Raw genomic sequence first — 25,374 nt, 5'->3', positions numbered from 1 at the left:
CATGTACCTGTTGGACAACACGCTGCGCCCCTACGCGTGGGGCTCTCCCACCGCAATCGCCGAACTCCTTGGCCGGGAGCCCTCGGGCGGCCCCGAGGCGGAACTGTGGATCGGAGCCCACCCCGACTCCCCCTCAGTGGCCACACTGCCCGACGGGGAACAGGTTCCGCTCGACCGCCTGATCGGGGCCGACCCGGAACGCACCCTCGGCGCCGCAACGGCCTCACGCTTCGGTGGGCGGCTTCCGTACCTGATGAAGGTGCTCGCCGCCGAGTCGGCGCTGTCGCTGCAGGTGCATCCCGACCCGGCGCAGGCCGCGGCCGGGTTCGAAGCCGAGGAAAAGGCCGGCGTTCCGGCCGACGCCGGGAACCGAAACTATAAGGACGGCAACCACAAGCCCGAGATGATCTTCGCCCTCACCCGGTTCGACGCGCTGTGCGGCTTCCGCCCGGTGCGGGAAGCCGCGGCGGTCTTCACGTACCTCGCCGGGATCTGCGAGCCGGACTCCGAGGAGGGGGACCTGCTCACGACCGTTGCCTCGGAGCTTGAATCGGGCAGCCCCGAAGGCCTGCGGTCGGCGTTCGAGATGCTGCTCTCCGCCGGGTCCGACGTCGTCGCGGCGGTCGAAGCCGCAGTCGCCGCGCCGGGCGCCCCGGATCCGGCGCCGGCTGCCGACCTCGCCACCGTGGCCGAGCTTGGCTCCCAGTACCCCGGCGACCCGGGCGTGCTCGTGGCCCTGCTGCTCAACCGCGTCCGCCTCAACCCGGGAGAGGCCCTCTACCTGCCGGCGGGAAACATCCACGCCTACCTCAGCGGGCTGGGCGTGGAGGTGATGGCCTCCTCGGACAACGTGCTGCGCGGAGGGCTGACCCCCAAGCACGTTGACGTGCCGGAGCTGCTGCGCACCGTCGTCTTCGAACCGCTTGCCCCACCGGCGCTTGCCGCCGAGACCACGATCCTCGGGCAGGAGCTCTACCGCCCGCCGTTCGACGAGTTCCAGCTGCAGCGCATCGAGCTCTCCCCGGTGAGCGGGGAACCGGACAGCGTTGCGCCGTCGCACGTCCCGCTCGCACAGAACGGGCCCACCGTGGTGCTCGCCGTGTCGGGGTCGATCCTGCTCGACTCCCCCAAGTCCGACCTGCTGCTCACCCGGGGCCAGAGCGCCTTCATTCCCGCCAACGAAGCCCCGGTCCTCGTCCGGCCCGCCGGCGGGGATGCCTCCGGCGGTGCCGCCGCGTTCGCCGTGACCGTCGCCGGCCCTAGCGTCGAACGCGGGAGGCAACCTGCTTGACGGCCCTGCGGCCGCGCTGGAGGCCCTTCTTGGCGAGCGGCAGCGCCGACGCGAAGAGCGGATACGCCGGTGAGAGCGGCCGGTCCCAGGTGCCGGCGAGCTGGTTCTCGTGACCGGCCCAGCCCATCTTGAAACGGGAGACGCCGTCGTTGAGCAGCCCGTTGAAGTCGTAGCGGGAGATGCCGCGGTCCTTCATCTCCCTGATGGCGAACCACTTCAGCGCGTAGTTCGCGCGGAGCCGCTCACCCTCGTCGGTCATGCCGCCGTACAGCTCGAACGCGGTGCCGGTGCTTGCCGAGAGCCAGAGGAACGCGACGACGTCGCTGCCGCTGAACGCCGCGTACACCGGGGAGGCATCCCCGAGGTTGTCGAAGATGTCGAGGTAGTAGCCGTCCTGGTGGATGCCGAACCCGGCCCGCTCGGCGGTCTGGTGGTAGACGGCGAGGCACTGGGCGAGCTCGCCGCGGGTGACCCTGCGGTAGTCGAGGGCCTCCTTGGCCGACTTCCGGATGTACTGGCGGTGCTTCTTGCTCATCCCGGCGAGCAGTTCCTCCTCCGAGAGCGAGAGGTCGAGGATCAGGGTCCGGCCGATGAGGATGGTGTTGGTGCTGGACTTCCAGCCCGCAGCCGGCAGCTGCGCGGCCGGGCCGGACCCGGCGTTCCAGTCCGGTTCGATGGAGAGTGCAACGGACCGGTGCGCGGAGCGCACGTACCCGGTGAGCGCGTCGAGGACCTCCGGTTCCCTGCCCGGTGCCGCCTGCGGCCCGCGCGGGATATAGGCGAGGCTGCGCAGCGGGAAGGGGAGCTTTTTCAGGAGGATCTGGGCCGATCCGACGAGGTTCCCGTCCTCGAAGACCTCCACGCGGTCGACTGACCACCCGTGGGCCGCCTTCGTCATGCCCCACCCCCACAGCTGCTGGGGATGCCCGTTGTGGGAGTTCACTGTCGCATCCCAGCGGGCACGGTCGAAGCACAAAGTAAGGGAGAGGTTCATACCCCAACCTTATCGGCCTCCCCCGGGCACCCTGCCCACCCGGGCCCCGGACGCGAAGGGGTCTGCTCAGCCTGCCGCTACGATCTGCTGCAGGCTCCAGCCGTTGCCGTCGGGGTCGGTGAAGTAAACGAACCTGCCCCAGGGCTGGTCGTCGACGCCGGTCGCCTCAACCCCGCGCCCGCGCAGGTGGGCGAGCGCTTCGTCGGCGTCGGGAACCACGATCTGGATGCCCTGCTGCGAACCCGGCGCCATCGGCGTGATACCGGTCCCCATCACCACCGAGCAGGCCGAACCGGGCGGGGTGAGCTGGACGAAGCGCAGGTCCTCGTTCACCCGGTGGTCGTGGTCCAGGACGAACCCCACCTGGTCCACGTAGAAGTGGATTGCCCTGTCGACGTCGGATACAGGCACGGGAACCAGTTCGATTTTCCAGTCCATTGTCGTTTCCTTCCGGTTAGGGCAGCCGGACCAGGGTGCTCTTGTCCCTGGCGCTGGCTTCGATGGCGGCAAGAATGCGCTGGATCTGCAGTCCGTCCTCGAAGGACGGGCTCGGACTGGTTCCGGCGCCGACGGCGGTCAGGAACTCGCTGAGCTGGTGGGTGAAGGAGTGTTCCCACCCCAGCAGGTGCCCCTGCGGCCACCACGCCTCGAGGTAGGGGTGGTCAGGGTCGGTGACGAGCACGCGGGTGAAGCCCTGGGCAGCGGCGTCGCGCCCGCCGTCGAAGAACGAGAGCTCGTTGAGGGACTCCGAGTCGAAGGCCAGTGAACCCTTGGTGCCGAACACCTCGATGCGCAGCGCGTTTTTCCTGCCGAAGGCCATCCTCGACACCTCCACGCTGGCGATGGCGCCGCCGGCCATCGACATTGTGGCCCAGACGGCGTCGTCGACCGTCACCTCCTGCGGCCCCGCGGGCCCGTTCCGGGAACCGACGAAGGTGTGCATCCTGCCCGACACCTCGGTCACCGTGTCTCCTAGGAGGAACTGCACCTGGTCGATCGCGTGCGAGGCGATGTCACCGAGGGCCCCCGAGCCGGCCCTTTCCTTCATCAGGCGCCACACCATCGGGGATTCGGGATCGGTGAGCCAGTCCTGGAGGTAGGCGGTGCGCACCTGGCGGATCTCCCCGAGGCGGCCCTCGGCGATGAACCTGCGGGCCAGGGCCAGGGCCGGAACCCTGCGGAAGTTGAACCCGACCATCGACTGGACGCCGTGGTCCCGCGCCGAGCGGGCTGCAGCGACCATCGCTTCGGCTTCGGCAACCGTGTTGGCCAGCGGTTTCTCAACGAGGACGTGCTTGCCTGCCTCGAGCGCTGCCACACCGATTTCGGCGTGGAGCCAGCCCGGTGCGCAGATGTCGACGATGTCGATGTCGTCGCGGTCCAGGATCCGGCGCCAGTCGGTCTCGGATTCCTGCCAGCCGTAGCGCATCGCGGCGTCGGCCACCGAGTCGGCGTCGCGCCCCACGAGGACCCGTTGCTCGAACGCCGGAACATCGAAGTAGCTGGCCACGTTCCGCCAGGCGTTGGAGTGGGCCTTGCCCATGAAGGCGTACCCGATTACGGCGACGCCCAGCGGCCGGGCCGGGCGTTCTCCGGGGTTTGCGCCAGGGTTCGCTGGAGTAGTCACTGTCGGCGTCCTCGCTCGCGGTAGGTGTCCTTCGGGCGGAGATGGAACCGGGCCCTACGTCAGGCGGGCGTAGCTTTCCCACTTGTGGGCCTGGTGCTCGCCGTCCACAACCCGGATGGTCCCGGACTTGGAGCGCATGACGATCGACTGGGTGAGGACCTTGTCCTTATTGTAGCGCACCCCGCGCAGGAGGTCGCCGTCGGTGATGCCGGTCGCCGCGAAATAGCAGTTGTCGCTGGTGACGAGGTCGTCGGTCGAGAGGACGCGGTCGAGGTCGTGTCCGGCGTCGAGCGCCTTCTGCTTCTCCTCGTCGCTTGTGGGCCACAGCCGTCCCTGGATTACGCCGCCGAGGGTCTTGATGGCGCAGGCCGCGACGATCCCCTCGGGGGTTCCGCCGATGCCCATCAGCGCGTCGACGTCGGTTCCCTCGCGGGCGGCGGCGATCGCGCCGGCGACGTCGCCGTCCATGATGAACTTCGTGCGGGCTCCGGCGGCCCGGATCTCCTCGATCAGCGGCTTGTGGCGGTCGCGGTCGAGCACCATGACATTGAGCTGGCTGACCTTCTTGCCCTTGGACTTGGCGATCAGGTGCAGGTTCTGCTTCACAGGCAGGCGCAGGTCCACCATGTCGGCGGCCTCCGGGCCGGTCACGAGCTTCTCCATGTAGAAAACAGCCGAAGGATCGAACATGGTGCCGCGTTCGGCGACGGCGAGCACCGCGAGCGCGTTGTTGATGCCCAGGGCGGTCAGGCGGGTCCCGTCGATCGGGTCGACGGCGACGTCGCACTCGGGGCCGCTGCCGTCGCCCACCCGCTCGCCGTTGAACAGCATCGGCGCCTCGTCCTTCTCTCCCTCACCGATCACAACGATGCCGTTGAAGTGGACGGTGGAGAGCAGGGAGCGCATCGCATCGACGGCCGCGCCGTCGGCGAGGTTCTTGTCGCCGAAACCGACCCAGTGGCCTCCGGCGATCGCGGCGGCCTCGGTGACCCGGACGAGCTCCAGCGCAAGGTTCCGGTCCGGTTCCTTGTCCCCCACGGCCAGCGCCGGGGAGATTGTTGAATACTGGGCGTTCTTTGCGTTCTCTGTCACGTCAGTCCTCGTCGTTGAAGGTGGTGATGCGGGGCCGTCCTGCTGCAATCATAGTGGCGGCGGCCGCCCCGGGCACCGGCATTACACCCGGGCTTCCCGGAACGCGGCCGGTGCGGGCGGGGTGCGGCACCGCGCGGGGCCGAGCGCCGGGCGGGAAGCCCCGCGGCCGGTTATGCTCCAGCGGCAGGCATGGGGGAAAATGAAAAAGTGAGCGATGCGAAGCAAGGACCCCCCGACGGCGCTGCTGCGCCCGAACCCGAGGCGCCGGAGATCAAGCCGGTCCTGACGCCGAACCAGGCCAAACGGGTCAACTCGACGGTCGTGGGCATGCTGATGGCCGTGGGCGTGACTCTCGCCGTCGTCATCGCCGTGGTCCTGCTCAACCCCACTCACACCGCCGAGACGTACCAGCGCAATATCGACGTCGGAACGGTTGCCGAACAGGCCGCCGACGACGCCGGCTACCTCCCGGCAGCACCGTCCCTGCCCGGCGGCTGGACCTCCAACTTCGCCCGCTGGACCACCGGTGCCGGCGACGGCGTCGATTACTGGGAGGTCGGCTACCTCACTGCCGGAGGCGGGTTCATCCAGCTCACCCAGACGAACGAGGGCAACCCGTCTTGGCTCTCCCAGCGCGTCGGACCGGCCCAGGTCTCGGGCGAGCGGATCATCAGCGGGGTGAAATGGCAGCTGCTCGAGCGCTCCGAAGGCGACACGTTCCTCACCTCGGAGGTGGACGGCACAACGCTCGTCCTCAACGGCGAAGCCGACCTCGCGGAGTTCGACACGCTCGGTGCCGCCGTCCTGAAAAAAGTGTCGGGCGCGTCATCGAGCGCCCCGGCACCGTGATCGGGAAGTAGAGTGGCCCGGTGACCAAGCAACTGACCCCCGCCGAGGCCTGGCTCCGTCTCCAGGAAGGCAACGCCCGGTTCGTCGCGGCCGATTCCTCCCATCCGAACCAGGACGCGTCGCGTCGGACGTCCCTGGTGCACAACCAGAACCCATTCGCCGTCATCTTCGGGTGCTCCGATTCCCGCCTCGCCGCCGAGATCATCTTCGACCTCGGGCTCGGCGATGTCTTCGTTGTCCGCACCGCCGGCCAGGTGATCGACGACGCCGTCCTGGGCTCCCTGGAATACAGCGTGGGCGTGCTCGGCGTCCCGCTGATCGTGATTCTCGGCCACGACAACTGCGGCGCCGTCACCGCGACAATGGAAGCCATCGACACCGGCGACATGCCCACCGGGTTCCTCCGCGACCTGGTCGAGCGCATCACCCCCTCGGTGCTCACCGCCCGGCGCGCAGGGACCACCGACGTCAACGCCACGGCCGTCGAACACGTCAAGCAGACATCGAAGCGCCTCATCGACAGTTCCCGGGTCATTTCCGACGCCGTGGAGGCAGGCTCGACCGCCGTCGTCGGCGTATCCTACCGACTCGCGGAGGGTAGGGCCGTACTGGTTTCCGGATTTGGCGCCCTGTAACCCCTGAGGTGAGAATTGGCGCATGAGCCAATCGCCTGAAACCAGCCCCCGGGACGACGACTTCCGCATCGAGCACGACACGATGGGCGAGGTCCGGGTTCCCGCCCGCGCCCTGTACCGCGCACAGACCCAGCGCGCCGTCGAAAACTTCCCGATTTCCGGGACCACCCTTGAACGGGCGCACATCGAAGCGCTTGCCCGGATCAAGAAGGCCGCCGCGGCGGCCAACGCGGAACTGGGGGTGCTCGACGAGGAGCGCGCCCGGGCCATCCAGTCGGCGGCCCAGGAGGTGGCCGAGGGACGGTACGACGGCGACTTCCCCGTCGACATCTACCAGACCGGCTCCGGCACCTCCTCGAACATGAACGCCAACGAGGTCATCGCCACGCTCGCAACGCGCGCCCTCGAAGCAGCAGGCAGCACGACGACGGTCCACCCAAACGACCACGTCAACGCCTCCCAGTCCTCGAACGACGTGTTCCCCACCTCGGTGCACGTCGCCGCCACCTCGGCGCTGACGAACGACCTGATCCCCGCGCTCGACCACCTGGCCACCGCACTGGAGCGCAAGGCCAAGGAGTTCAGCACGGTGGTCAAGTCCGGGCGCACCCACCTCATGGATGCCACCCCCGTCACCCTCGGGCAGGAGTTCGGCGGCTACGCGGCCCAGGTCCGCTACGGCATCGAGCGCATTGAGGCCTCCCTCCCGCGCGTCGCCGAGGTTCCGCTGGGCGGCACCGCCGTCGGCACCGGCATCAACACGCCCGCCGGGTTCCCTGCGCGCGTCATCGAACTGCTCGCCGAAGACACGGGCCTGCCCCTGACCGAGGCGCGCGACCACTTCGAGGCCCAGGCCAACCGCGACGGCCTCGTCGAGGTCTCCGGGATGCTGCGCACGATCGCCGTCTCACTCACCAAGATCCACAACGACCTGCGCTGGCTCGGCTCGGGCCCGAACACCGGCCTCGGGGAGATTGCCCTGCCGGACCTGCAGCCGGGCTCCTCGATCATGCCGGGCAAGGTCAATCCCGTCATCCCGGAGGCCGTGCTCATGGTTTGCGCACAGGTGATCGGCAACGACGCCACCGTCGCCTGGGCCGGAACCAACGGCGCCTTCGAGCTCAATGTGGGAATCCCCGTGATTGCCCGCAACGTCCTCGAGTCGGTCCGCCTGCTCAGCAACTCCTGCAGGGTCTCGGCCGACCGCATGGTCGACGGCATCACCGCCAACGTCGAGCGGGCCCGGTTCCTGGCCGAGGCGTCGCCGTCGATCGTGACCCCGCTGAACAAGTACATCGGCTACGAGAACGCGGCGAAGATCGCCAAGAAGGCGGTTGCCGAGGGGCTCACCGTCCGCGAGGCCGTCGTCGCCCTGGGCTTCGTTGAGCGCGGTGAACTGACCGAGGAGCAGCTCGATCAGGCCCTCGACGTCCTGTCGATGACCCGCCCCCCGAGCGCCTGATCCCCGGGGTCCGCACCCCGGTCGGACCCGCGCACCCGATCACGTCGAACGCACCGGTGATTTCCGGTGCGTTCGTCGTTAACCGGTGCGTTCGACGCACTCAGGTGCGGGAGGCCCGTGGAACAGGCCGTGGTCAGCGCTCGAAGGTCGGTACCCCGTCGGCGTCGCGTGCGGTGAGCACCAGCCGCCGGTGCCGGTCGTTGAGCGGCGGCAGGTCGTCGAGGGGGAACCAGCGCACGTCGGTGGACTCGTCGTCGTTGACGCGGGCCGTCCCGCCCAGGTACCTGCAGCGGAAGTCAAGGTTGAGGAAGGTGCAGACGTCGCCGTTGGGGAAGGTGATGGGCCCGACGACGCCGATGTCCAGGAGGCACTCGACCTCGACGTCGACGCCGGTCTCCTCGAAGACCTCCCGGCGCATCGCCCGGGCCGGCTCCTCCCCCGGCTCGACCATTCCCGTGATGATGGTCCAGCGGCCGTCGTCGGCGCGCCGGCCCAGCAGCACCTCGCCGGCCTCGTTGTAGACCACGGCACCGACGCCGGGCAGCCACAGCGGGTCGTGGCCGATCTTCTCGCGGATCTCGAGGACAAATTCCGGGGTAGGCATCCCTTCAGATTAGTTCAAGCAGCGCCGCTCCCGCTCCGGCGACGAGGAAGGGGCCGAAGGGCATCCGTGAGGCGGCGGTGCCGCGTTCGGTGGCCACGACGAAGAGCGCCCAGATCCCGCCAAGGACGACGGCGGCGGCGGCGCCCTTGCCCAGGAACGCCCATCCGGCGAATCCGAGGTAGAGCCCGAGCAGCCCGGCAAGCTTCACGTCCCCGAACCCCATCGCTGGAGGATGCAGCACCCGCACGAGGAAGCAGGCTGCGCCCAGGCAGGCCGCCCCGGCCAGCATCGATCCCGCCCGGTGCCACTCCCCTGCCGTGCCGGCGGCTCCGGCCAGCAGGATCACCGCTGCCGGATAGCTTGGAAGCACAATCCGGTCGGGGAGCCGCCGGGTCCGCGCATCGTAGACGCTCAGGGCGCCGCCGACGACGGCGAAGCCGGTCAGGCCAGCGACCAGCAGCCAGAACGCCGCGGGGGCCTGGCTCCAGTACGCGGCCAGAATGCTTCCCACGCCATCACCGTACGCGTTCCAGACCCCGCTGGGATATGGGAGCGCTAGAATGTGGAAATGTCGGCCACCCCCAGCGCCTCTCCGGCGGACAGTTTCCGTTGCCTCTGCCGCTCCTCGCCCTGGCGGTGGGAGACCCTGCGCTTCGAAGTGTCCTGGACCCTGCCCAACAACGCATCGGAAGCGTCGGGCGAGGCGGTCGGCCCGCTGCGGGCCTGGCTTCGCCGGCCGGCGGCCCTGCGGGTCGAGGCGGCCGACGGCACCCTGCTCCACACCACGACCGGCAACGAACGCTCCCGCGACGCCCTGTACGTGAGCGCCAAGCGCAAGTCATGGCTGCTCGCGCCGCGCCTGGTCACTCCCGTCTACGATGCATCGGGGCTGGTCCGCCGGCGCCCCGAGGCCGCGTACGGCGAGCCGGTCTTCGGCGATCCCCGCTGGTCCTCGATGCTTGATCCGGTGGAGCTCGCCGGGGATGCCCCGGTGCCGCTTGCCGTTCCCGGGGCCAACCGGGTTGAACTTGAGGAGATCACCGAGGAGATGTTCGCCGGCCGGCCGGTGCTTGCCGCCGTCGCATCCCCGAACCCCTCCTACGCGCCGGCGGCGCCGGGCTTCCCGCTCATCGGCTCGGGGCGCACCCGGGTGCGCATCGACGTCGAAACCGGTGTCTGCGTCTCCACCCTCGCCCTCGACGGGGATTCCGCAGGGGCCGGACATGAGCTGCGGATCCTCGGCGTTGACGAATACCTGACCGACGACTACTTCCGGGCCGCGCCCCCGGAACTCAGCGATATCCGGGAGCACGTCCCCTGGCACGTGTCCTAGGGCGCCGGGTGTGACATCCAGGGGCCCGTATGGGGAGCCGGTCTAGGGCACCGGCCCGTCGAGCAGGTCGGTGACAAGTGCAGCGATCGGCGAGCGCTCCGACCGGGTGAGCGTGATGTGTCCGAACAGCGGGTGGCCCTTGAGCGTTTCGACGACGGCCGCGATGCCGTCGTGCCGGCCCACCCGGAGGTTGTCGCGCTGGGCGACGTCGTGCGTGAGGATCACCCGCGAGTTCTGCCCGATCCGGCTCATGACGGTCAGCAGCACGTTCTTCTCAAGGGACTGCGCCTCATCGACGATGACGAACGAGTCGTGGAGGCTGCGCCCGCGGATGTGGGTCAGCGGAAGCACCTCGAGCATTCCGCGGTCGAGCACCTCCTCCATCACCTCGGAGGACACGAGGGCGCCGAGCGTGTCGAAGACCGCCTGCGCCCACGGGTTCATCTTGTCGCTCTCCCCTCCCGGAAGGTAGCCGAGCTCCTGCCCGCCCACCGCGTAGAGGGGCCGGAAGACCACCACCTTCTTGTGTTCGCGCCGTTCGAGGACGGCCTCGAGCCCGGCGCACAGGGCAAGGGCTGACTTGCCGGTGCCGGCCCGCCCGCCCAGGGAGACGATTCCCACCTCCTTGTCGATCAACAGGTCGATGGCCAGCCGCTGCTCCGCCGAGCGCCCGTGAACGCCGAAGATGTCGCGGTCGCCGCGGACCAGCCGCAGCTGCTTGTCGGCGCCGACCCTGCCGAGCGCGGAGCCCCGGGGCGAGTGAAGGATCGCTCCGGTATTGACGGGCAGGTCCGCGGCATCCACCGAGAACACCGGTTCGCCGGCGTAGAGGGCGCCCATTTCGTCGGTGGTGATGTCGACCTCGGCCACCCCGGTCCAGCCGGAATCCCTCACCAGCTCATTGCGGTACTCATCGGCCTGCAGCCCCATCGCCGACGCCTTGAGCCGCATTGGCAGGTCCTTCGAGACGACGGTGACGTTCCGCCCCTCAACGGCGAGGTTCTTCGCCACGGCAAGGATCCTCGCATCGTTGCCGGAGCCCCGGAACCCGACCGGGAGGATCTCGGGAGAGACGTGGTTCAGCTCCACCCGCAGGGTTCCCCCCTCCTCTCCTAGCGGCACCGGCCGGTCGAGCCCTCCATGCCGCACGCGCAGGTCGTCGAGCAGGCCAAGGGCCTGGCGGGCGAAGTAGCCCAGTTCCGGATCGTGGCGTTTGCCCTCAAGCTCGGAAATCACGACGACGGGCAGGATCACCTCGTGCTCGGCGAAGCGCAGCAGCGCCCTGGGATCCGATAGCAGCACCGAGGTGTCGATGACATAGCCGCGGACGCCCGTGACTGAGGCAGGGGAAGGGGTGGACGGGGTTGGCTCAGTAGTTGCCACATCGACTCCACTCCGGGGCGCCGACGCCCCGATTTCGTAGGTTGGGTGAGGCGGTCCGGCCAGGAGGCCGGAACGGCCTCCCCGCACAATGCAGCGGTTCTTCACTGCACATCGGCGTCATAAGTGGCCTCCCGTCAACCGGCATTCGCCGGTTGATGGAAGAAGAATACGCCCCGGCGCCGATTGCGGAAGTACGGGCCCCGCGTGTCGGAAGTGAAGATCCGGTGAAGGTTCAGGAACCGAAGCGGCGCTGCCTGCGGCCGTAGTCGCGCAGGGCCCGCAGGAAGTCGACGCGCCGGAAGTCGGGCCACAGGGCTTCGCAGAAGTAGAACTCGCTGTACGCGCTTTGCCACATGAGGAAACCGGAGAGCCGCTGCTCACCGGAGGTGCGGATCACCAGGTCGGGGTCCTGCTGCCCGCGCGTGTAGAGGAACGAGGAAATGTGCTGGTCGGTGAGCTCCGCGGCGAGCTGCTCGAGCGTGGTGCCCGAGGCGGCGGCATCGAGCAGCAGCTCCTTGACGGCGTCGACGATCTCCCGGCGCCCGCCGTAGCCGACGGCGACATTCACGTGGACGCCCTCGATGCCTTCGGTCTGGGCTGCGAGGGTGGCGAGCTTCTCGGCGAGGTCGTCGGGGAGCAGTTCGAGCGCGCCGACGGGCTGCACCCGCACCCGGTTGCTCTCCCCGAGGCGGTCGAGCGTGTTGGCGATGATGTCGAGGAGCTGTTCGATCTCGTCCTGCGGGCGCCCCATGTTGTCGGTGGAGAGCATGTAGAGGGTGACGACGTCGACGCCGAGTTCCTCGCACCAGCCCAGGAACTCGTGGATCTTGTCTGCACCGGCCTGGTGTCCGTGGCTCGTTGGAGCGCCGGCCAGTTTCGCCCAGCGCCGGTTTCCGTCAACCATGACCCCGATGTGGTGGGGGATCCGGTCGGGGGAAAGCCCCCGCTGCAGCTTCCGCTCGTAGATGCCGTAGGCGAACTCAGGAACCTTCAACAACACCTCCTGGCCGCCCTTTCCGTTCCGCCGCACGCCTACGCCCGGGGTCGGAACGCTACCCCTACGGTACCGGCACTTCCCCGGCGGGTGCTGGAGGCGGCCCGCGAACGCCGCTACCGGCCGGTAGCCTTCACGCGCGTGGACTAGAATTCCGGCATGACTTCGCGCTCCTCCGCGGCCCCCTCCGACGTGCCCGAACCGGCCGGCGGGCCCCTCGGCTCTGCCGTCGAAGCGGTGGCTGACGCCCTCGATCTCAAACCCACCTGGCGTGGCTGGATCCATGCCGGAGCCGCCCCGCTTGCCGTCGCCGCCGGCATCGCGCTCATCCTCCTGGCGCCGACGCCGGGGCTGAAGGTTGCCTCGGCCGTCTATGCGGTCACGGGCATCCTGCTGTTCGGCGTGAGCGCCGTCTACCACCGGGGTACGTGGCGGCCGAAGACCCGCCTGCTGCTCAAGCGCCTCGACCACACGAACATCATGCTGGTCATCGCCGGGTCCTATACCCCGTTGTCGTGGGCGCTGCTGGAGCGCGAGAAGGCCGTGACCCTGCTGTGGGTCATCTGGTCGGGCGCTGTGGCGGGGGTCCTGTTCCGGGTGCTGTGGCTCCACGCCCCGCGGTGGCTTTACGTGCCGATCTACGTGGCACTGGGCCTGGGCTCGCTGTTCTACCTGCCCGACTTTTTCGCGGCGAGCCCGACCGCGACCGTCCTGATCCTTGTCGGCGGCGTCCTGTACATCGCGGGGGCGGCGTTCTACGCGCTTCGCCGGCCCAATCTCGTCCCGGGGCGCTTCGGTTTCCATGAGTTGTTCCACGCGTTCACCGTTGCCGCGTTCGCTGCCCACTTCGCGGCGATCGCCATTGCGGTCCTGAACCCGGTGAACGGCTGAGCGCCCGCTCAGCGCCCCTGCAGCAGCCGGATCAGCTCGTCGGCCGAGTCGACGGGACGCTGGCAGACGCCTGACCTGCACAGGTAGGCCCGCGCGGCGCCGAATTCCCCGGGAGTCCGCCCCTCGAGCAGCGGCACCGCGTCGCCCGGGGTTCCCACGGCGAGTGCTAGCCCAGCCCGGGCGTGCCGGCGGGCCGCCGCGGCAAGCTCGGCCACGCTGCGCGTGTCGCGTCCGACGACGGCGAGTTCCTGCGGCCCCTCGGCGGCGGCCTGCGCCGCGGCCAGCCCCCACCCCACCGCGGAGGGTGCGCGCCCGGCAAGGGGTGCGACGTAGCGCAGGATCTGGCGGGCGAGCTCGCCGTGTCCGGCCGATCCGCTGTAGGCCGAGTAGGTCAGCAGGGCCGAGGCGAACAGTGCAGTCCCGCTGGGCGTCGGGCCGTCGAGCGGGTCGGAGCCCTCCGCCCTGCCCTGCGCCGCGTGGAGCGGTCCGCCAGCTTCGGCGGAGTCCAGGAGGCGCCCGTCGCGCAGGAACCGCTGCGCCGCGGCGAGAAGCACCTTTTCTCCGGCGGTGTACCAGGCGGGGTCGTACGTGGCGGCGTAGAGGGCAAAGAACCCCTCGGCGCATCCTGCGTAATCCTCGAGCAGTCCTTCGATCCCCGCGGCGCCGCCCGCGTGGGAGACCCGGCGCAGGGTCGAGCCGTCCCAGTGAACGCGCAGCAGGTACCCCGCCGCACGCACCGCCGCGTCGATGAAGCGCTGTTCCCCGAGCGCCGCCCCGGTATCGGCAAGGGCGGCAACGGCGAGCCCGTTCCACCCCGCAACCACCTTGGCGTCGCGCCCCGGCTGGGGGCGCACGGCACGGGCCGTGCGCAGCAGCGGAGCGGACCTGTCCCACAGCTCCTGCTCCTGGGGTGTCCACCGGCGGCCCGCGTGGAGGGTGAATGCGCCGCCTTCAACGCTGCCGGCCTCGGTGTCGAACAGCGCAGCGACGGCCTCCCCCTCCGGACCGAGAACCCCCGCCAGGGCGTCAAGCGTCCACACGTAGGTGCCGCCTTCGACTGCATGCCCGTCGATCAGGGTGTCGGCGTCGAGCGAGGAGGCGAAGCCGCCGCCCTCGATGAGGAGCTCGTCAAGCAGCCAGTCGGCGGTGCCGCGGGCGGTGTCAACAGCGAGTGCGCGGTGGCCGGGGCTTTCCGCGGTGAGCGACCATTCGGCGTAGAGACGCAGCAGCTGGGCGTTGTCGTAGAGCATCTTTTCGAAGTGGGGCACCGCCCACGCGCGGTCGACGGCGTACCGGGCGAAGCCTCCTCCGAGCCGATCGCGCATTCCCGAGAGCGCCATCGCCTCGAGGGTGCGCGCCGCCATCGCCGCGGCGTCGCCTGCCGTATCCGCGGCGCTGCGGGAGTGGGCGAGAAGGAAGCGCAGCACGGTTGACGGCGGGAACTTGGGCGCCCCGCCGAAGCCGGAGTACACCGGATCCTCCTGCGCGGCCAGGGCATGGACCGCGGCCGCGAGGACCTCCGCCGGAACGGCCCCTTCATCGAACAGGGACCCGCCAGGGGCGCCGAGGACGCCGACGAGGGAGCTTTTCTGCCGCTGCATGTCGCCGAGCCCTTCGGCGAGCACCTCCGCGCTGCCCTCGACCTCGGCCCTGCGCTCGGTCCACGCCTGGGTCACCGCTTCGAGGATCTGCCGGAATGACGGGCGCCCGCCCGTTGTCCGGGGCGGGAAGTAGGTGCCGGCAAAGAAGGCGCGCCCGTCGGGGAGGGCGAAAACGCTCATGGGCCAGCCGCCCTGCCCGGTGATCGCCTGGGTGGCGCCCATGTAGACGGCGTCGACGTCGGGGCGTTCCTCCCGGTCCACCTTGACGCTGACGAAGCGGCTGTTGAGGTAGGCGGCGACGTCGTCGTCTTCGAACGACTCGTGAGCCATCACATGGCACCAGTGGCAGGCGGCGTAACCCACCGAGATGAAAACGGGGACGTCCCGTTCCCGGGCCTCGTCGAACGCCTCGTCACCGAAGGGCCACCAGTCCACCGGGTTGTCGGCGTGCTGGCGCAGGTACGCCGATGCCTCGGCGTGCAGGCGCCCGCTCACGGTTTACCTGCCGTCGGATCCGCGGTGCGGATCCGGGACCGGCTTCCGCACCGGGCCGGTGGCGTCCCCTGGACCGGGAACACTCCCCTTGTCAGCGGGCCTTCCGGTCGCCGTGCTGCTTCCCGCAGCGGCCGGCGGCGCGTTCTCCGCCTCGATCAGGGCGTTGTACCGCACCCGCCGAATGCGCTTTGACATGTCACGGATGAGGAAGATCACCGGGACCACAACGAGCAGGGTGAAGATGAAACCCAGGGTTCCCGGAGTCACCGATTCCGAGTCGAGCCCCGGGCGCAGGCCGCTTTCGTCGGCGGCAGACGCCACAAGGAGGGCGGCGGAATGAAGCTGGATAATCACTGTGCACCACTTTCGGATCCGGCGGGCATTCGAGCCGCCGTATCAATTCTACGTGGATTAGAAGTCCTACGCTCGCGGTATTCCGGCGAACAGATCGTCCTCGGGCAGCTGGGTTTCAACGCGCGAATCGATGAGCGAGTAGTCCTCCCAGGGCCACGTTTTCCGCTGGAGTTCGGCGGAAACGGCGAAGAAGAATCCTTCGGGGTCGACCTGGGTCCGGTGGGCCAGCAGGGCCTCGTCCCGGGCCTCGAAGAAGTCGCCGCAGTCGATCTGGGTGGTTGTGGCGTGGGTGGGCGCCGGCGGCTGGTGGCCCTCGGCGTCGGTCTCCATCCACTGGGCGATCCGCTCGGCGTACGGAGACTGGATGCCCGCCTCTTCGAGCGCGAAGTGGAGGGCGCGGAAGCGCTCGGGGTTGAAGGCCCGGTCGTAGTACAGCTTGTCGACGCGCCAGGGCTCTCCCAGCCCGGGGTAGCGGGAAGCGTCGGCCGCTGCCTCGTACGCCTCGACAGCCACCCGGTGGGCCATAATGTGGTCCGGATGCGGATACCCGCCGTTCTCGTCATAGCTGAGGATGACGTGGGGACGGAAGTCCCGCACGAGGCGCACCAGGGGCGCCGCCGCGCGTTCGAGCGGCTGGAGCGCGAAGCACCCGAAGGGAAGGTCGGGCAGCGGGTCGCCCTCGGGAAGGCCCGAGTCGGCAAAGCCGAGCCAGCGCTGCTTCACGTTCAGCGCTGCTGCGGCACGGGCCATCTCCAGGCGGCGAAGGCCCGGGAGGTCGCGCTTGGCGTGGGCGTTCCCCGACATCGCCGCGTTGAGGATCGATCCGCGTTCACCTCCCGTGCAGGTCGCCACCATCACCTCGACTCCGGCCGCCGCGTACCGGGCCATCGTGGCCGCGCCCTTGCTCGACTCGTCGTCGGGGTGGGCGTGGACCGCAAGAAGGCGGAGGCCGTGTGGGGAACCGGCCGGGAAATCCGTACGTGACAACTGATGCTCCTGGGGAAGTCTGAGGGGTAGAGCTGGGGGGCGGCTCGGGACGGGAGTTTCACCGGGCCGATCAACGGTAAAATATCGGAGGTGAGCTCCGTGCATGCGCCTACCTCAAGAGTATCCAATCGTTACGGTGCCCCAAAGCGGGCGGGTCTGCCCCGGCGGCGCCTGTGGATCGCCCTGGTGCTGGCGGCGGCCGTCGTCGCCGTCGGTTTCTTCGCCTTCAGCAGCGCACAGCAGCGCGTCACCTTCAAGGATGTCGGTTTCGCCATCGACGGAAACTCCGGGATGCGCGTGGATTTCGAGGTCACCAAACCGGCGGATGCGACAGCCCAGTGCGCCGTCCAGGCGCTGAGCCAGGGTTACGCCGTCGTCGGGTGGAAGACGGTCACCATCGGCCCGACCCCGGAGACCGAGGGTGCGAACGGCGGACGCACCACATCGCAGCGGGTTGACCTGCGCACCGACTCGGCCGGCGTCACCGGCGGAGTGGACTCCTGCTGGCTCGTTGACTGACCCTGAGCCGCCGGCCGGCGGACCGGTTACGGGACCGCAGCGCTGACAGTAAGCCGGGAGTCGGCGGAGGCCCCGTGGACCCCGCTCTTGGGTTATCTCCGGCAACTGACTAGAATGGACTAACACCCTCGCCCCGCCCCGACGGCAACCCGTGGTCCCCACGGTCACCCAGACGGCGGGGTGTTTGCTTGCTGGTCAATATCGGCGCCGCAATCCCGCTTCTCCACCTGCCCAGATTGTTCGCAGCACACACCACCGGCCGGCCCGCACCAGCGGGTCCGGATGTACCTAAGGAGATACCCCCCGTGTCCACTAACAGCGCACCCGTTGCCTGGCTCACGCAGGAGTCCTACACCCGCCTGAAGGCTGAGCTGGATCACCTCTCCGGCCCCGGACGGACCGAAATCGTTGCCCGCATCGAGCAGGCACGGTCCGAGGGAGACCTTAAGGAGAACGGCGGGTACCACGCCGCGAAAGAGGAACAGGGCAAGGCCGAGGCACGGATCCGCCAGCTCACCCACCTGCTCAACAATGCCCAGGTCGGGGAATCCCCCGCCGACGACGGTGTCGTGGAGCCGGGAATGATGGTCGAGGCGCGGATCGCCGGGGATGTTGAATCCTTCCTGCTTGGCAGCCGCGAGGTGGCAGGCGACACCGACATCAACGTCTACAGCGAGAAGTCACCGCTGGGCGCCGCGATCCAGGGCAAGAAGGCCGGCGACTCGGTCTCCTACACCGCCCCGAACGGCAAGACGATCACCGTCGAGATCATCGCGGCCAAGCCCTACGCCGGCTAGGAGTATCTTCCGGTTCCACCGCGGAAAAGGCGGTCCGTCCCTGAGGGGGCGGGCCGCTTTCGCAGCAGGAACGCCGCAAGGACGCCGCCCGCGGCCCCGAACAGGTGGGCCTGCCAGGAGATGTTCGAGCCGACTACGGGCAGCACACCCCACAGGATCGAGCCGTACAGGAGGAACACCAGCACGGCGAAGAGGACCTGGGGGATGTTCCGGTTGTAGAAGCCGCGCGCCATCAGGTATGTGAAGAGGCCGAACACGACGCCGGAGGCGCCGATCGTCAGGCCTCCGCCCACGAGCCACACGCCGAGTCCGGAGACGATCCAGCTGGTTCCGACGGCGACGACGAAGCGCCGGACGCCGTCAAGGAAGGCAAGGAACCCCAGCACCATCAGCGCCAGGGTGTTGCTCAGCAGGTGCCCGAGGCCGCCGTGGAGCAGCGGGGCGAACAGGATCCCATCGAGTCCGCGGACGCGGCGGGGTTCGATGGCGAGGTAGGAGGTCAGCCACGACCCGCTCAGCGTGTTGAACAGGAACACCGCCCAGAGGACGGCGGTGATTGCGCCCACGACGAGCAGCCCCTGTTTTGCGCGACGGGCGAGCATATCAGCCCGAAATCACGACGGGCTGGAAACCTTCGGCCCGGAGGTTGCTGAGCACCTGCTCGCAGTGCTCGTCGCCCTTGGTCTCCATATTGATGGTGATCGCCACGTCGCCCATGCTGATCGAGCCGCCGACCCTGGTGTGGTCGACGCCGGTGACGTTGGCGTCGGATTCGGCGATGATGCGAGAGATGGTGGCAAGGGAGCCGGGCCGGTCGTCCAGAAGCATGCGGACGACGAGGAACCGTCCCGCGGCGGCAAGACCGCGCTGGATGACCTTGAGCATGAGCATCGGGTCGATGTTGCCGCCCGACAGGATGACCGCCGTGTTGCCCGGCAGGGCCCCGTTTTCGGTGAGCTTTCCATCGAGCAGCGCTGCGACCCCCACCGCGCCGGCGGGTTCGACGACCATCTTGGTGCGCTCGAGCAGGAAGATCAGTGCGCGCGCCAGGGAGTCCTCGCTGACCGTCACCACGTCGTCCACCAGTTCGCGGATGATCGAGAACGGCAGCTGGCCCGGACGGCCGACGGCGATGCCGTCGGCGATCGTTGAGACCTTCGTGAGCGGAACGAGCGCGTCCGCGGCAAGGGACGGCGGGTAGGCGGCGGCGTTTTCGGCCTGCACGCCGATGATGCGGATGTTCCGGCCGAGTTCGCGGGCCCGCGCCTTGACCGCGACGGCGACACCGGCAAGGAGCCCTCCCCCGCCGACGCCCATGAGGATGGTGTCGACGTCGGGAACCTGCTCGAGGATTTCGAGGCCGACGGTGCCCTGGCCGGCGACGACGTCGACGTTGTCGAAGGGGTGGACGAACACGGCTCCGGTCTCGTCGGCGTGGCGCTTGGCCTCCGCGAGGGCCTCATCGACGTTGTGGCCGTGAAGCACGACCTCGGCGCCGTGCCCGCGGGTTGCTGCGAGTTTGGGGAGAGCGACGCCGACCGGCATGTAGATGCGCGCCCTGATACCGAGCCGGGCGGCCGCCACTGCCACGCCCTGGGCGTGGTTTCCGGCCGAGGCCGCGACGACCCCCCGGGCCCGCTCCTCCGCCGTCAGCTTGGCCATCCGGGTGTAGGCGCCGCGGACCTTGAAGGAGCCTGCACGCTGGAGGTTCTCGCACTTGAGGGAAACGTTCGCGCCGATCAGCCGTCCCAGGGCACGCGACTCCTCGATGGGCGTGCGGGCGATGACTCCCTTGAGCAGGGCCTGGGCGGCCAAGACGTCGTCGAGGGTCACGGGCAGGCGCGCAAGCTCCTCCTCCGTGTGCCCCAGGGCGTCGGGAAGTGCTGTCTGCTCTGTCACGGGGTTTCCTCTTTCTGGAATGGTGTTGGCTGGATCGGTCCGGTGGCCGACGTGGCTCCATCCCCCCGGTACAGGGCGGGGTCGGTCTCCCACGCACGGCGCGCGATATACCGCACCGAGGTGTTGGCCACGGCGAGCAGCGGCACGGAGAACAGGGCGCCGGGGATCCCTGCGACAATCGTGCCGCCGGTCACCGCCAGAACCACCGCGAGGGGGTGCAGGGCCACGGCGGGGCCCATGATCATCGGCTGGAGGAAATGCCCTTCGAGCTGCTGCACGACCAGCACGATGGCAAGCATGATCAGCGCGTTGACCCAGCCGTTGGCGACCAGCGCCAGCAGGACGGCGAGGAATCCGGTGGCGAGCGCACCGACCACCGGGATGAACGATCCGATGAACACGAGCACGGCGAGGGGCACGGCAAGGGGAACGCCGATGATGGCGGCGCCTGCCCCGATGCACACGGCGTCGACGAAGGCCACGAGCAGCTGCACCCGGACGTAGTTCGCCATTGAAGACCAGCCGCGCCGCCCGGCGCCGTCGACCGCCGCGCGGGCCCGCACCGGCGCGAGTCCGATGATGAACCGCCAGATCCTTCCGCCGTCGAGCAGGAAGAAGACAAGGGCGAAGACGGTTAGCAGCAGGCCCGCGGCGAAGTGCCCGGCGCTGCTGCCGAAGGACAGCGCCCCGCTGAGGATTGAACCGCTGTTGTCCTGGACGGCGGTGCCGACGTCCTCGAGATAGCGCCGGATCTGGTCCGTGGTGAGGTGGAGCGGACCCTGGGAAAGCCAGTCGAGCAGCTGCTGCAGGCCGGTCCGCGCCTGGTTCCAGAGGTCGGAGAACCCAAGGGCGAGCTGTCTTCCCACGAGGGAGAGGGAGAGCCCGATGACCAGCACCAGGCCCGCAACGGTCACCGCGACGGCGAGCCCGTTGGGAAAGCGGTGGCGCCGCAGGAAGGCGGTGATGGGAAGCAGCAGGGAGGCGAGTAGTCCGGCGATCATCAGCGGGATCACAACGAGGGAGATGTGGCTGAGCAGCCAGACCAGCGCCCCGGCGACCACCAGCACCAGGCCGACCCGCCAGGACCACGCAGCCGCGACGCGCAGGGCATACGGAACGTCCTCGCGGCCGTCGGCGCGGACGTTGCCGGGTGCGGCGTCGGGCATCACGGGCAGCGCCTCGGGGCCTTCACCGGCACCGGGCGCGGCGCGCTGGAGGATCCGCTCGGGGGATCCGCCGGGGAGTCGCTGCATGGATCAATAATTCCACAGAAGCCGCACCCGACGGCTATCCGAGTCGAGGCCGGATCCCCCACGACCCGGTGAACGTGCTGCCCGGCTCGAGCCACCGCAGGCCCTCCCCCGAATTGAACGCATTCGCCGGCGCCGTCATCGGCTCGACGGCGACCGCGCGGGCAACGCCCGGGTAGATCGTGCTGATGTAGACGTGCACGTAGGGAAAGACCGGATCGGCCCAGAGCGTCAGCCTTCGGCCGTCCGGCGCCGAAAGGGTGTGCTCGTAGTGCCCGTCGACGTGCGCGAGCCCGGCGAAGGCCGAATCGAAGGCGACATCTCCCACCCGCCTTCCCGCGCGGAGGTCGAGGTCGCCGGCCACGGGATCCTTCCCCGTGGGTATGGAGCGTTCATCGGTGGAGAAGACCTCGTCGGCGAGGACCGTCAGCGTGAGCTCCTCGGTCGGAACGTCCGAAATTTTGAGGTACGGGTGGGCCCCAAGCCCGAATAGTGCGGCGTCGGCGGAGTGGTTCGTCAGGGACTGCTTCACCGTCAGCCCCTCCTCCGTCAGCGAGTACCTGGCCGTGTGCACGAGGTGGAAGGGATAGCCGTGCTGGGGGAAGATCTCCGCGGAAAGTTCGACTTCGTTCTCCGACTGGAACGCCAGCGCGTAACCCGTATTGCGCAGCAGTCCGTGGATCGCGTTGCCCTTGCCGAGTTCGGTGATGTCGAGCTTCTGTTCGGCCCCGTTGAGCTGCCACACACCGCCGTCCACCCGGTTGGCCCATGGCGCGAGGAGGATTCCGGCCCCTCCTGGGGGGATCGAGTCCTCACCCCAGGTCTCGGTGAGCTGGACGCCGCCGACGGCGTAGGAGCGCAGTGCGGCCGCGAGCGTCGCAATCACCGCTGTGGAGTTTCCGGCGGTCAGGATGTAGTTGGTGCCGGAGGCCGGCGGGGGTGCGGAGTCCATGCCTTCGATGCTACAGCCGCTGCATCCGCCTGCGCCGGGGATTTCCCGGTGGCCTCCCGGGCCCGTTTCGGATATGTTTGATTCTGTTCAACTTTGTTCACTTGGGTTGGCAAGGTCATGCGGCGGGAGCCGCTTTCTTCGGAGGTCCGATGCTCGCTGCCGAACGGCACGCCGCCATCCTCGCGGCCCTCGAGCGCCGCCCCGTGGTCCGCGTCTCCGAACTGGCAGAGAAACTCGGCGTCTCGGAAATGACTGTGCGCCGCGACGTCGACGCCCTGCAGGCCGCAGGATCGCTGCACCGCGTCCACGGTGGCGCTGCGCGCCTTGCGGCCCTTGCCGCGATCGAACCCGGGTTCCCCGCGAACGCCGAACGGCTCGCGGAGGAGAAACAGGCAATCGCCCGGGCAGCGGCCCAGCTGGTGCTTCCCGGCATGACCATCTCGGTGACCGGCGGCACAACGACCTTCCAGCTCGTGGAGCACCTGGCGCACATCGAAGGACTGACGATCCTGACCAACTCGGTGCCCGCCGCCGAACGCCTCTACCGGATTCCGGCCGGCGTGCGGCGGTCCGTGCTGCTCACCGGCGGCGAGCGTTCCCCGTCCGAGGCGCTTGTGGGGCCGCTGGCCACCGCTGCGATCCGCAGCCTCAACGTCGACCTGTGCTTCATGGGCGCCCACGGCGTCGATTCAACCGCCGGCATCACCACCCCGAACCTCGCCGAGGCCGAAACCAACCTGGCGTTCGCCGAACACTGCCGTCACCTCGTGGTGCTGGCCGACTCGAGCAAGCTCGGCGTCGTCAGCCTGGCCCGCATCGTGGGCCTTGACTCCGCTTTCTGCCTGATCACCGACACCGAACCCAGCCAGCCCGCCTATTCACGCCAGACGCTGGTAGCCACTCCCCTCACCATCCAGCACGCAAAGAAAGCGTTTTCATGACCTCAATAACTCCAACCCGGCTCTCGGACGGCCGGGAACTGATCTATTTCGATGCAACCGACAAGTCGGTGCACCTGCACCGGGACCCGGCTGCGACGGCCGACCTCCGGGGACTGCCGCCGCGGGGCACCACCACCGGTGACGCCCGCTACGACGCGCTGACCGGCGAATGGATCGCCGTTGCCGCGCACCGCCAGACGCGCACCCACCTGCCGCCCGCCGACCAGTGCCCCCTGTGCCCGTCGAGCGAGCGCTACCTTTCCGAGATCCCCGCCTCGGATTACGAGGTTGTGGTGTTCGAAAACCGCTTCGCCTCATTTGGGCCCGAACTCGGATCCCTGCCCACCAAGGCGGAGTGGGGGACGACGGCGACGGCGTACGGCCGGTGCGAGGTTGTTGCATTCGACTCCGCCCACGAGGGCTCGTTCGGTTCGCTTTCACCGGAGCGCGCCCGCACGGTGATCGAGGCCTGGGCGCACCGCACCGAGGCGCTCTCGGCAATGGAGGGAATCAAGCAGGTGTTCCCCTTCGAGAACCGGGGCGCCGACATCGGCGTCACCCTGCTGCACCCGCACGGCCAGATCTACGCCTACCCCTTCATCCCGCCCCGTGCGGCGCAGATCGGCGCACAGGCCACCGCCTTCTACGAGGCCTCGGGCGGACGGGAGACCCTGATGGGCGCCGCCCTGAAGTCCGAGCGCGACTCCGGCGAGCGGATGATCATCGAGGGCCGCCACTTCAGCGCCTTCGTTCCATTCGCCGCGCGCTGGCCGCTCGAAGTGCACCTTGTACCGCACCGCCAGGTTCCCGACTTCACCGCCCTCTCCTCCGAGGAACGCGATGAGCTCACCACCGTCTACCTCGACCTGCTGGGCCGGGTGGACGCCCTCTACTCCACCCCCACCCCGTATATTGCTGCATGGCAGCAGGCGCCGCTCGACACCCTGATCCGCCCGGCGAGCTACCTCCACCTCCAGCTCACCTCCCCGCGGCGGGCCGAGGACAAGCTCAAGTTCCTCGCCGGATCGGAGGCCGCAATGGGCGCTTTCATCAACGACACAACCCCCGAGCAGGTTGCGGAACGGCTCCGCAACGCCGTGCCCGGATCCCCTGGAAAGGACAACTCATGACCCTCTCAGCGCAGGAACTGGCTGACGCCTTCACCGCCCGTTACGGTGTCGAACCGGCAGGGGTCTGGTCAGCACCGGGCCGGGTCAACCTGATCGGCGAGCACACCGACTACAACGACGGGTTCGTCCTGCCCTTCGCGATCGACCGCACGACGTCGGTTGCGGCACGCACGCGCCGGGACCGCAGCGCCCGGGTCTCCTCGACCTTCGCCACCGCAGATGAGGTCGTCGCCGCCGACCTCGATGCCGTCGGGCCCGGCGATGTGAAGGGCTGGGCCGCGTATCCCGTTGGCGTCCTGTGGGCCCTTGGCGAATCGGGCCATCCCTCGCCCGGCATGGACCTGCTCGTCGATTCGAACGTACCGGTGGGCGCCGGGCTTTCCTCCTCGGCGGCCCTCGAATGCGCCGTCGCCACGGCGGCCAACGACCTCTCCGAGGCGGGCCTCTCCCGCTCGGACCTCGCCTCGGTGGGCCGCCTCGCCGAAAACGAGATGGTCGGCGCGCCGACAGGGATCATGGACCAGACGGCGTCCCTGATGGGCGAGGTGGGGCACGCAGTATTCCTTGACTGCCGGAGCCGGGAGACGCTGCTTGTGCCGCTCGACCTCGAGAAGGCCGGGCTGTCCCTGCTGGTCATCGACACCCGGGTGAGCCACGCGCATTCGACCGGTGGGTACGCCGCCCGCCGCAGGTCGTGTGAACTGGGAGCCGAACTCATGGGCGTGCCCGCGCTCCGCGACCTGGGCGTGGGCGATCTCGCCGAAGCGGCAGGGGTCCTCGACGAGGAGACTTTCCGCCGGGTGCGCCACGTCGTCACCGAGAATGCCCGGGTGCAGGACGCCGTCGCCGTGCTCACCACGCAGGGTCCCGCCGCGCTCGGCCCGCTCCTCAACGAGAGCCATTCCTCGATGCGCGATGATTTCGAGATCTCCTGCCCGGAACTCGATCTCGCCGTCGACACGGCCGTGAAGGCCGGCGCCCTGGGTGCACGCATGACCGGCGGCGGCTTCGGCGGCGCAGCGATCGCACTCGTGAAGGCTGCCGACGTCGACGCCGTGCGCGCCGCCGTCACCGACGCGTTCGCCGGAGCGGACTTCACCGCACCGGTGATCTTCAGCGTCCGCCCCGCCGCCGGCGCCGGCCGGGTCGTCTGAACCGGCCGGCCCCGGAAACCCGGTACACGTTAACCACCGGGTAAAGACAAAAGGAAGGGCCTGCAGCTGCAGGCCCTTCCTTTTGTCTTTACCCGATTCTGTATCTCGGCGGTCCCCCGGCCGGGCTGGCCTGCCGGGGA

The 25,374-nt window shown here is 69.1% G+C and carries 26 protein-coding genes; 11 read left to right on the top strand and 15 right to left on the bottom strand.

The window, feature by feature from the left end:
* The first annotated feature begins 1 nt into the window (after window position 1).
* A complete protein-coding gene (gene manA, locus AC4D14_RS11165) occupies window positions 2-1,291 on the top strand; it encodes a mannose-6-phosphate isomerase, class I (RefSeq protein ID WP_490902281.1) in 1,290 nt (429 codons plus the stop codon).
* Here the strand turns inward: manA and AC4D14_RS11160 are convergent.
* The 4 genes from AC4D14_RS11160 to glpX form a co-directional block, all read right to left on the bottom strand.
* The gene (locus tag AC4D14_RS11160; RefSeq protein WP_490902280.1) at window positions 1,260-2,285 is read right to left on the bottom strand and encodes a lipid II:glycine glycyltransferase FemX; all 1,026 of its coding nucleotides are present in this window, start codon (window positions 2,283-2,285) and stop codon (window positions 1,260-1,262) included. The two genes, manA and AC4D14_RS11160, sit on opposite strands and share 32 nt — an antisense overlap.
* 66 nt (window positions 2,286-2,351) lie before the next feature.
* The gene (locus AC4D14_RS11155) at window positions 2,352-2,723 is read right to left on the bottom strand and encodes a VOC family protein (protein WP_490902278.1); all 372 of its coding nucleotides are present in this window, start codon (window positions 2,721-2,723) and stop codon (window positions 2,352-2,354) included.
* Between the two features lie 16 nt (window positions 2,724-2,739).
* Window positions 2,740-3,912 carry a Gfo/Idh/MocA family protein gene (locus AC4D14_RS11150; protein WP_490902276.1) on the bottom strand — a complete coding sequence of 391 codons (1,173 nt, stop codon included), beginning with the start codon at window positions 3,910-3,912 and terminating at the stop codon, window positions 2,740-2,742.
* 54 nt (window positions 3,913-3,966) lie between these two features.
* Complete coding sequence (gene glpX / locus AC4D14_RS11145; protein WP_490902274.1) at window positions 3,967-5,004, bottom strand: class II fructose-bisphosphatase; 1,038 nt, start codon at window positions 5,002-5,004, stop codon at window positions 3,967-3,969.
* A 207-nt stretch (window positions 5,005-5,211) separates the two neighbouring features.
* Between glpX and AC4D14_RS11140 the strand changes: the two genes are divergently transcribed.
* Genes AC4D14_RS11140 through AC4D14_RS11130 form a run of 3 tightly spaced genes read left to right on the top strand, consistent with a single transcriptional unit; the run spans window position 5,212 to window position 7,950 of the window.
* On the top strand, window positions 5,212-5,853 hold the full coding sequence (locus AC4D14_RS11140) for a DUF4245 domain-containing protein (RefSeq protein ID WP_490902273.1): 642 nt from the start codon (window positions 5,212-5,214) through the stop codon (window positions 5,851-5,853).
* 20 nt (window positions 5,854-5,873) lie between these two features.
* Window positions 5,874-6,488 (top strand): carbonic anhydrase, encoded by a 615-nt coding sequence (locus AC4D14_RS11135; RefSeq protein WP_490902271.1) that lies wholly within the window; start codon window positions 5,874-5,876, stop codon window positions 6,486-6,488.
* Window positions 6,489-6,510: 22 nt separating this feature from the next.
* Window positions 6,511-7,950, top strand: a complete 1,440-nt coding sequence (locus tag AC4D14_RS11130; RefSeq protein WP_490902269.1) for a class II fumarate hydratase — start codon at window positions 6,511-6,513, stop codon at window positions 7,948-7,950.
* 133 nt (window positions 7,951-8,083) lie between these two features.
* Here the strand turns inward: AC4D14_RS11130 and AC4D14_RS11125 are convergent, their stop codons facing one another.
* Both AC4D14_RS11125 and AC4D14_RS11120 read right to left on the bottom strand, forming a co-directional pair.
* The gene (locus AC4D14_RS11125) at window positions 8,084-8,554 is read right to left on the bottom strand and encodes an NUDIX hydrolase (RefSeq protein WP_490902268.1); all 471 of its coding nucleotides are present in this window, start codon (window positions 8,552-8,554) and stop codon (window positions 8,084-8,086) included.
* Window positions 8,555-8,558: 4 nt separating this feature from the next.
* Window positions 8,559-9,065: a prepilin peptidase gene (locus tag AC4D14_RS11120; RefSeq protein ID WP_490902266.1), complete on the bottom strand. Its 507-nt coding sequence runs from the start codon at window positions 9,063-9,065 to the stop codon at window positions 8,559-8,561.
* Between the two features lie 57 nt (window positions 9,066-9,122).
* Here AC4D14_RS11120 and AC4D14_RS11115 point away from each other — a divergent pair, with 57 nt between their 5' ends.
* Window positions 9,123-9,887, top strand: a complete 765-nt coding sequence (locus AC4D14_RS11115; RefSeq protein WP_490902265.1) for a hypothetical protein — start codon at window positions 9,123-9,125, stop codon at window positions 9,885-9,887.
* Between the two features lie 42 nt (window positions 9,888-9,929).
* Here AC4D14_RS11115 and phoH2 read toward each other — a convergent pair whose 3' ends face one another.
* A complete protein-coding gene (gene phoH2 / locus AC4D14_RS11110) occupies window positions 9,930-11,270 on the bottom strand; it encodes an RNA 5'-3' helicase PhoH2 (RefSeq protein WP_490902263.1) in 1,341 nt (446 codons plus the stop codon).
* A gap of 232 nt (window positions 11,271-11,502) precedes the next feature.
* A complete protein-coding gene (locus tag AC4D14_RS11105; protein ID WP_490902261.1) occupies window positions 11,503-12,264 on the bottom strand; it encodes an isoprenyl transferase in 762 nt (253 codons plus the stop codon).
* Between the two features lie 159 nt (window positions 12,265-12,423).
* On the opposite strand from AC4D14_RS11105, the gene trhA reads away from it, so the two are divergent.
* Window positions 12,424-13,155, top strand: coding sequence for a PAQR family membrane homeostasis protein TrhA (gene trhA, locus AC4D14_RS11100; RefSeq protein WP_490902260.1), 732 nt, complete (start codon window positions 12,424-12,426; stop codon window positions 13,153-13,155).
* An 8-nt stretch (window positions 13,156-13,163) separates the two neighbouring features.
* On the opposite strand, the gene AC4D14_RS11095 is transcribed toward trhA, so the two are convergent.
* The 3 genes from AC4D14_RS11095 to mca all read right to left on the bottom strand — a co-directional run bounded on the left by AC4D14_RS11095 (window position 13,164) and on the right by mca (window position 16,592).
* Window positions 13,164-15,251 carry a thioredoxin domain-containing protein gene (locus AC4D14_RS11095; protein WP_490902259.1) on the bottom strand — a complete coding sequence of 696 codons (2,088 nt, stop codon included), beginning with the start codon at window positions 15,249-15,251 and terminating at the stop codon, window positions 13,164-13,166.
* 3 nt (window positions 15,252-15,254) lie between these two features.
* Complete coding sequence (locus AC4D14_RS11090; RefSeq protein WP_490902257.1) at window positions 15,255-15,605, bottom strand: hypothetical protein; 351 nt, start codon at window positions 15,603-15,605, stop codon at window positions 15,255-15,257.
* Window positions 15,606-15,671: 66 nt separating this feature from the next.
* The gene (mca, locus tag AC4D14_RS11085; RefSeq protein ID WP_490902255.1) at window positions 15,672-16,592 is read right to left on the bottom strand and encodes a mycothiol conjugate amidase Mca; all 921 of its coding nucleotides are present in this window, start codon (window positions 16,590-16,592) and stop codon (window positions 15,672-15,674) included.
* Between the two features lie 90 nt (window positions 16,593-16,682).
* Here mca and AC4D14_RS11080 point away from each other — a divergent pair, with 90 nt between their 5' ends.
* A complete protein-coding gene (locus AC4D14_RS11080) occupies window positions 16,683-17,111 on the top strand; it encodes a DUF4307 domain-containing protein (RefSeq protein ID WP_490902254.1) in 429 nt (142 codons plus the stop codon).
* Between the two features lie 305 nt (window positions 17,112-17,416).
* A complete protein-coding gene (gene greA, locus AC4D14_RS11075) occupies window positions 17,417-17,908 on the top strand; it encodes a transcription elongation factor GreA (protein WP_490902252.1) in 492 nt (163 codons plus the stop codon).
* Here greA and AC4D14_RS11070 read toward each other — a convergent pair.
* The 4 genes from AC4D14_RS11070 to AC4D14_RS11055 form a co-directional block, all read right to left on the bottom strand.
* Window positions 17,905-18,474 (bottom strand): rhomboid family intramembrane serine protease, encoded by a 570-nt coding sequence (locus AC4D14_RS11070; RefSeq protein ID WP_490902251.1) that lies wholly within the window; start codon window positions 18,472-18,474, stop codon window positions 17,905-17,907. The genes greA and AC4D14_RS11070 overlap by 4 nt on opposite strands.
* Before the next feature lie 37 nt (window positions 18,475-18,511).
* A complete protein-coding gene (gene ilvA / locus AC4D14_RS11065; RefSeq protein ID WP_490902250.1) occupies window positions 18,512-19,807 on the bottom strand; it encodes a threonine ammonia-lyase in 1,296 nt (431 codons plus the stop codon).
* A complete protein-coding gene (locus AC4D14_RS11060) occupies window positions 19,804-20,973 on the bottom strand; it encodes an AI-2E family transporter (protein WP_490902398.1) in 1,170 nt (389 codons plus the stop codon). Before AC4D14_RS11060 ends, ilvA begins: the two co-directional genes overlap by 4 nt.
* A 121-nt stretch (window positions 20,974-21,094) precedes the next feature.
* On the bottom strand, window positions 21,095-22,009 hold the full coding sequence (locus AC4D14_RS11055) for an aldose 1-epimerase family protein (RefSeq protein ID WP_490902249.1): 915 nt from the start codon (window positions 22,007-22,009) through the stop codon (window positions 21,095-21,097).
* A gap of 149 nt (window positions 22,010-22,158) precedes the next feature.
* Between AC4D14_RS11055 and AC4D14_RS11050 the strand changes: the two genes are divergently transcribed.
* From AC4D14_RS11050 to galK, 3 genes are read left to right on the top strand one after another with little or no spacing between them, the layout of a single operon-like run.
* On the top strand, window positions 22,159-22,950 hold the full coding sequence (locus tag AC4D14_RS11050) for a DeoR/GlpR family DNA-binding transcription regulator (RefSeq protein ID WP_490902248.1): 792 nt from the start codon (window positions 22,159-22,161) through the stop codon (window positions 22,948-22,950).
* On the top strand, window positions 22,947-24,080 hold the full coding sequence (gene galT, locus AC4D14_RS11045) for a galactose-1-phosphate uridylyltransferase (protein ID WP_490902247.1): 1,134 nt from the start codon (window positions 22,947-22,949) through the stop codon (window positions 24,078-24,080). Before AC4D14_RS11050 ends, galT begins: the two co-directional genes overlap by 4 nt.
* Window positions 24,077-25,234, top strand: coding sequence for a galactokinase (gene galK, locus AC4D14_RS11040; protein ID WP_490902246.1), 1,158 nt, complete (start codon window positions 24,077-24,079; stop codon window positions 25,232-25,234). Before galT ends, galK begins: the two co-directional genes overlap by 4 nt.
* Window positions 25,235-25,374 lie beyond the last annotated feature (140 nt).

The sequence above is a fragment of the Arthrobacter sp. TJ-254 genome (assembly GCF_058269175.1).
This window is presented reverse-complemented; position numbering and strand designations above follow the sequence as displayed.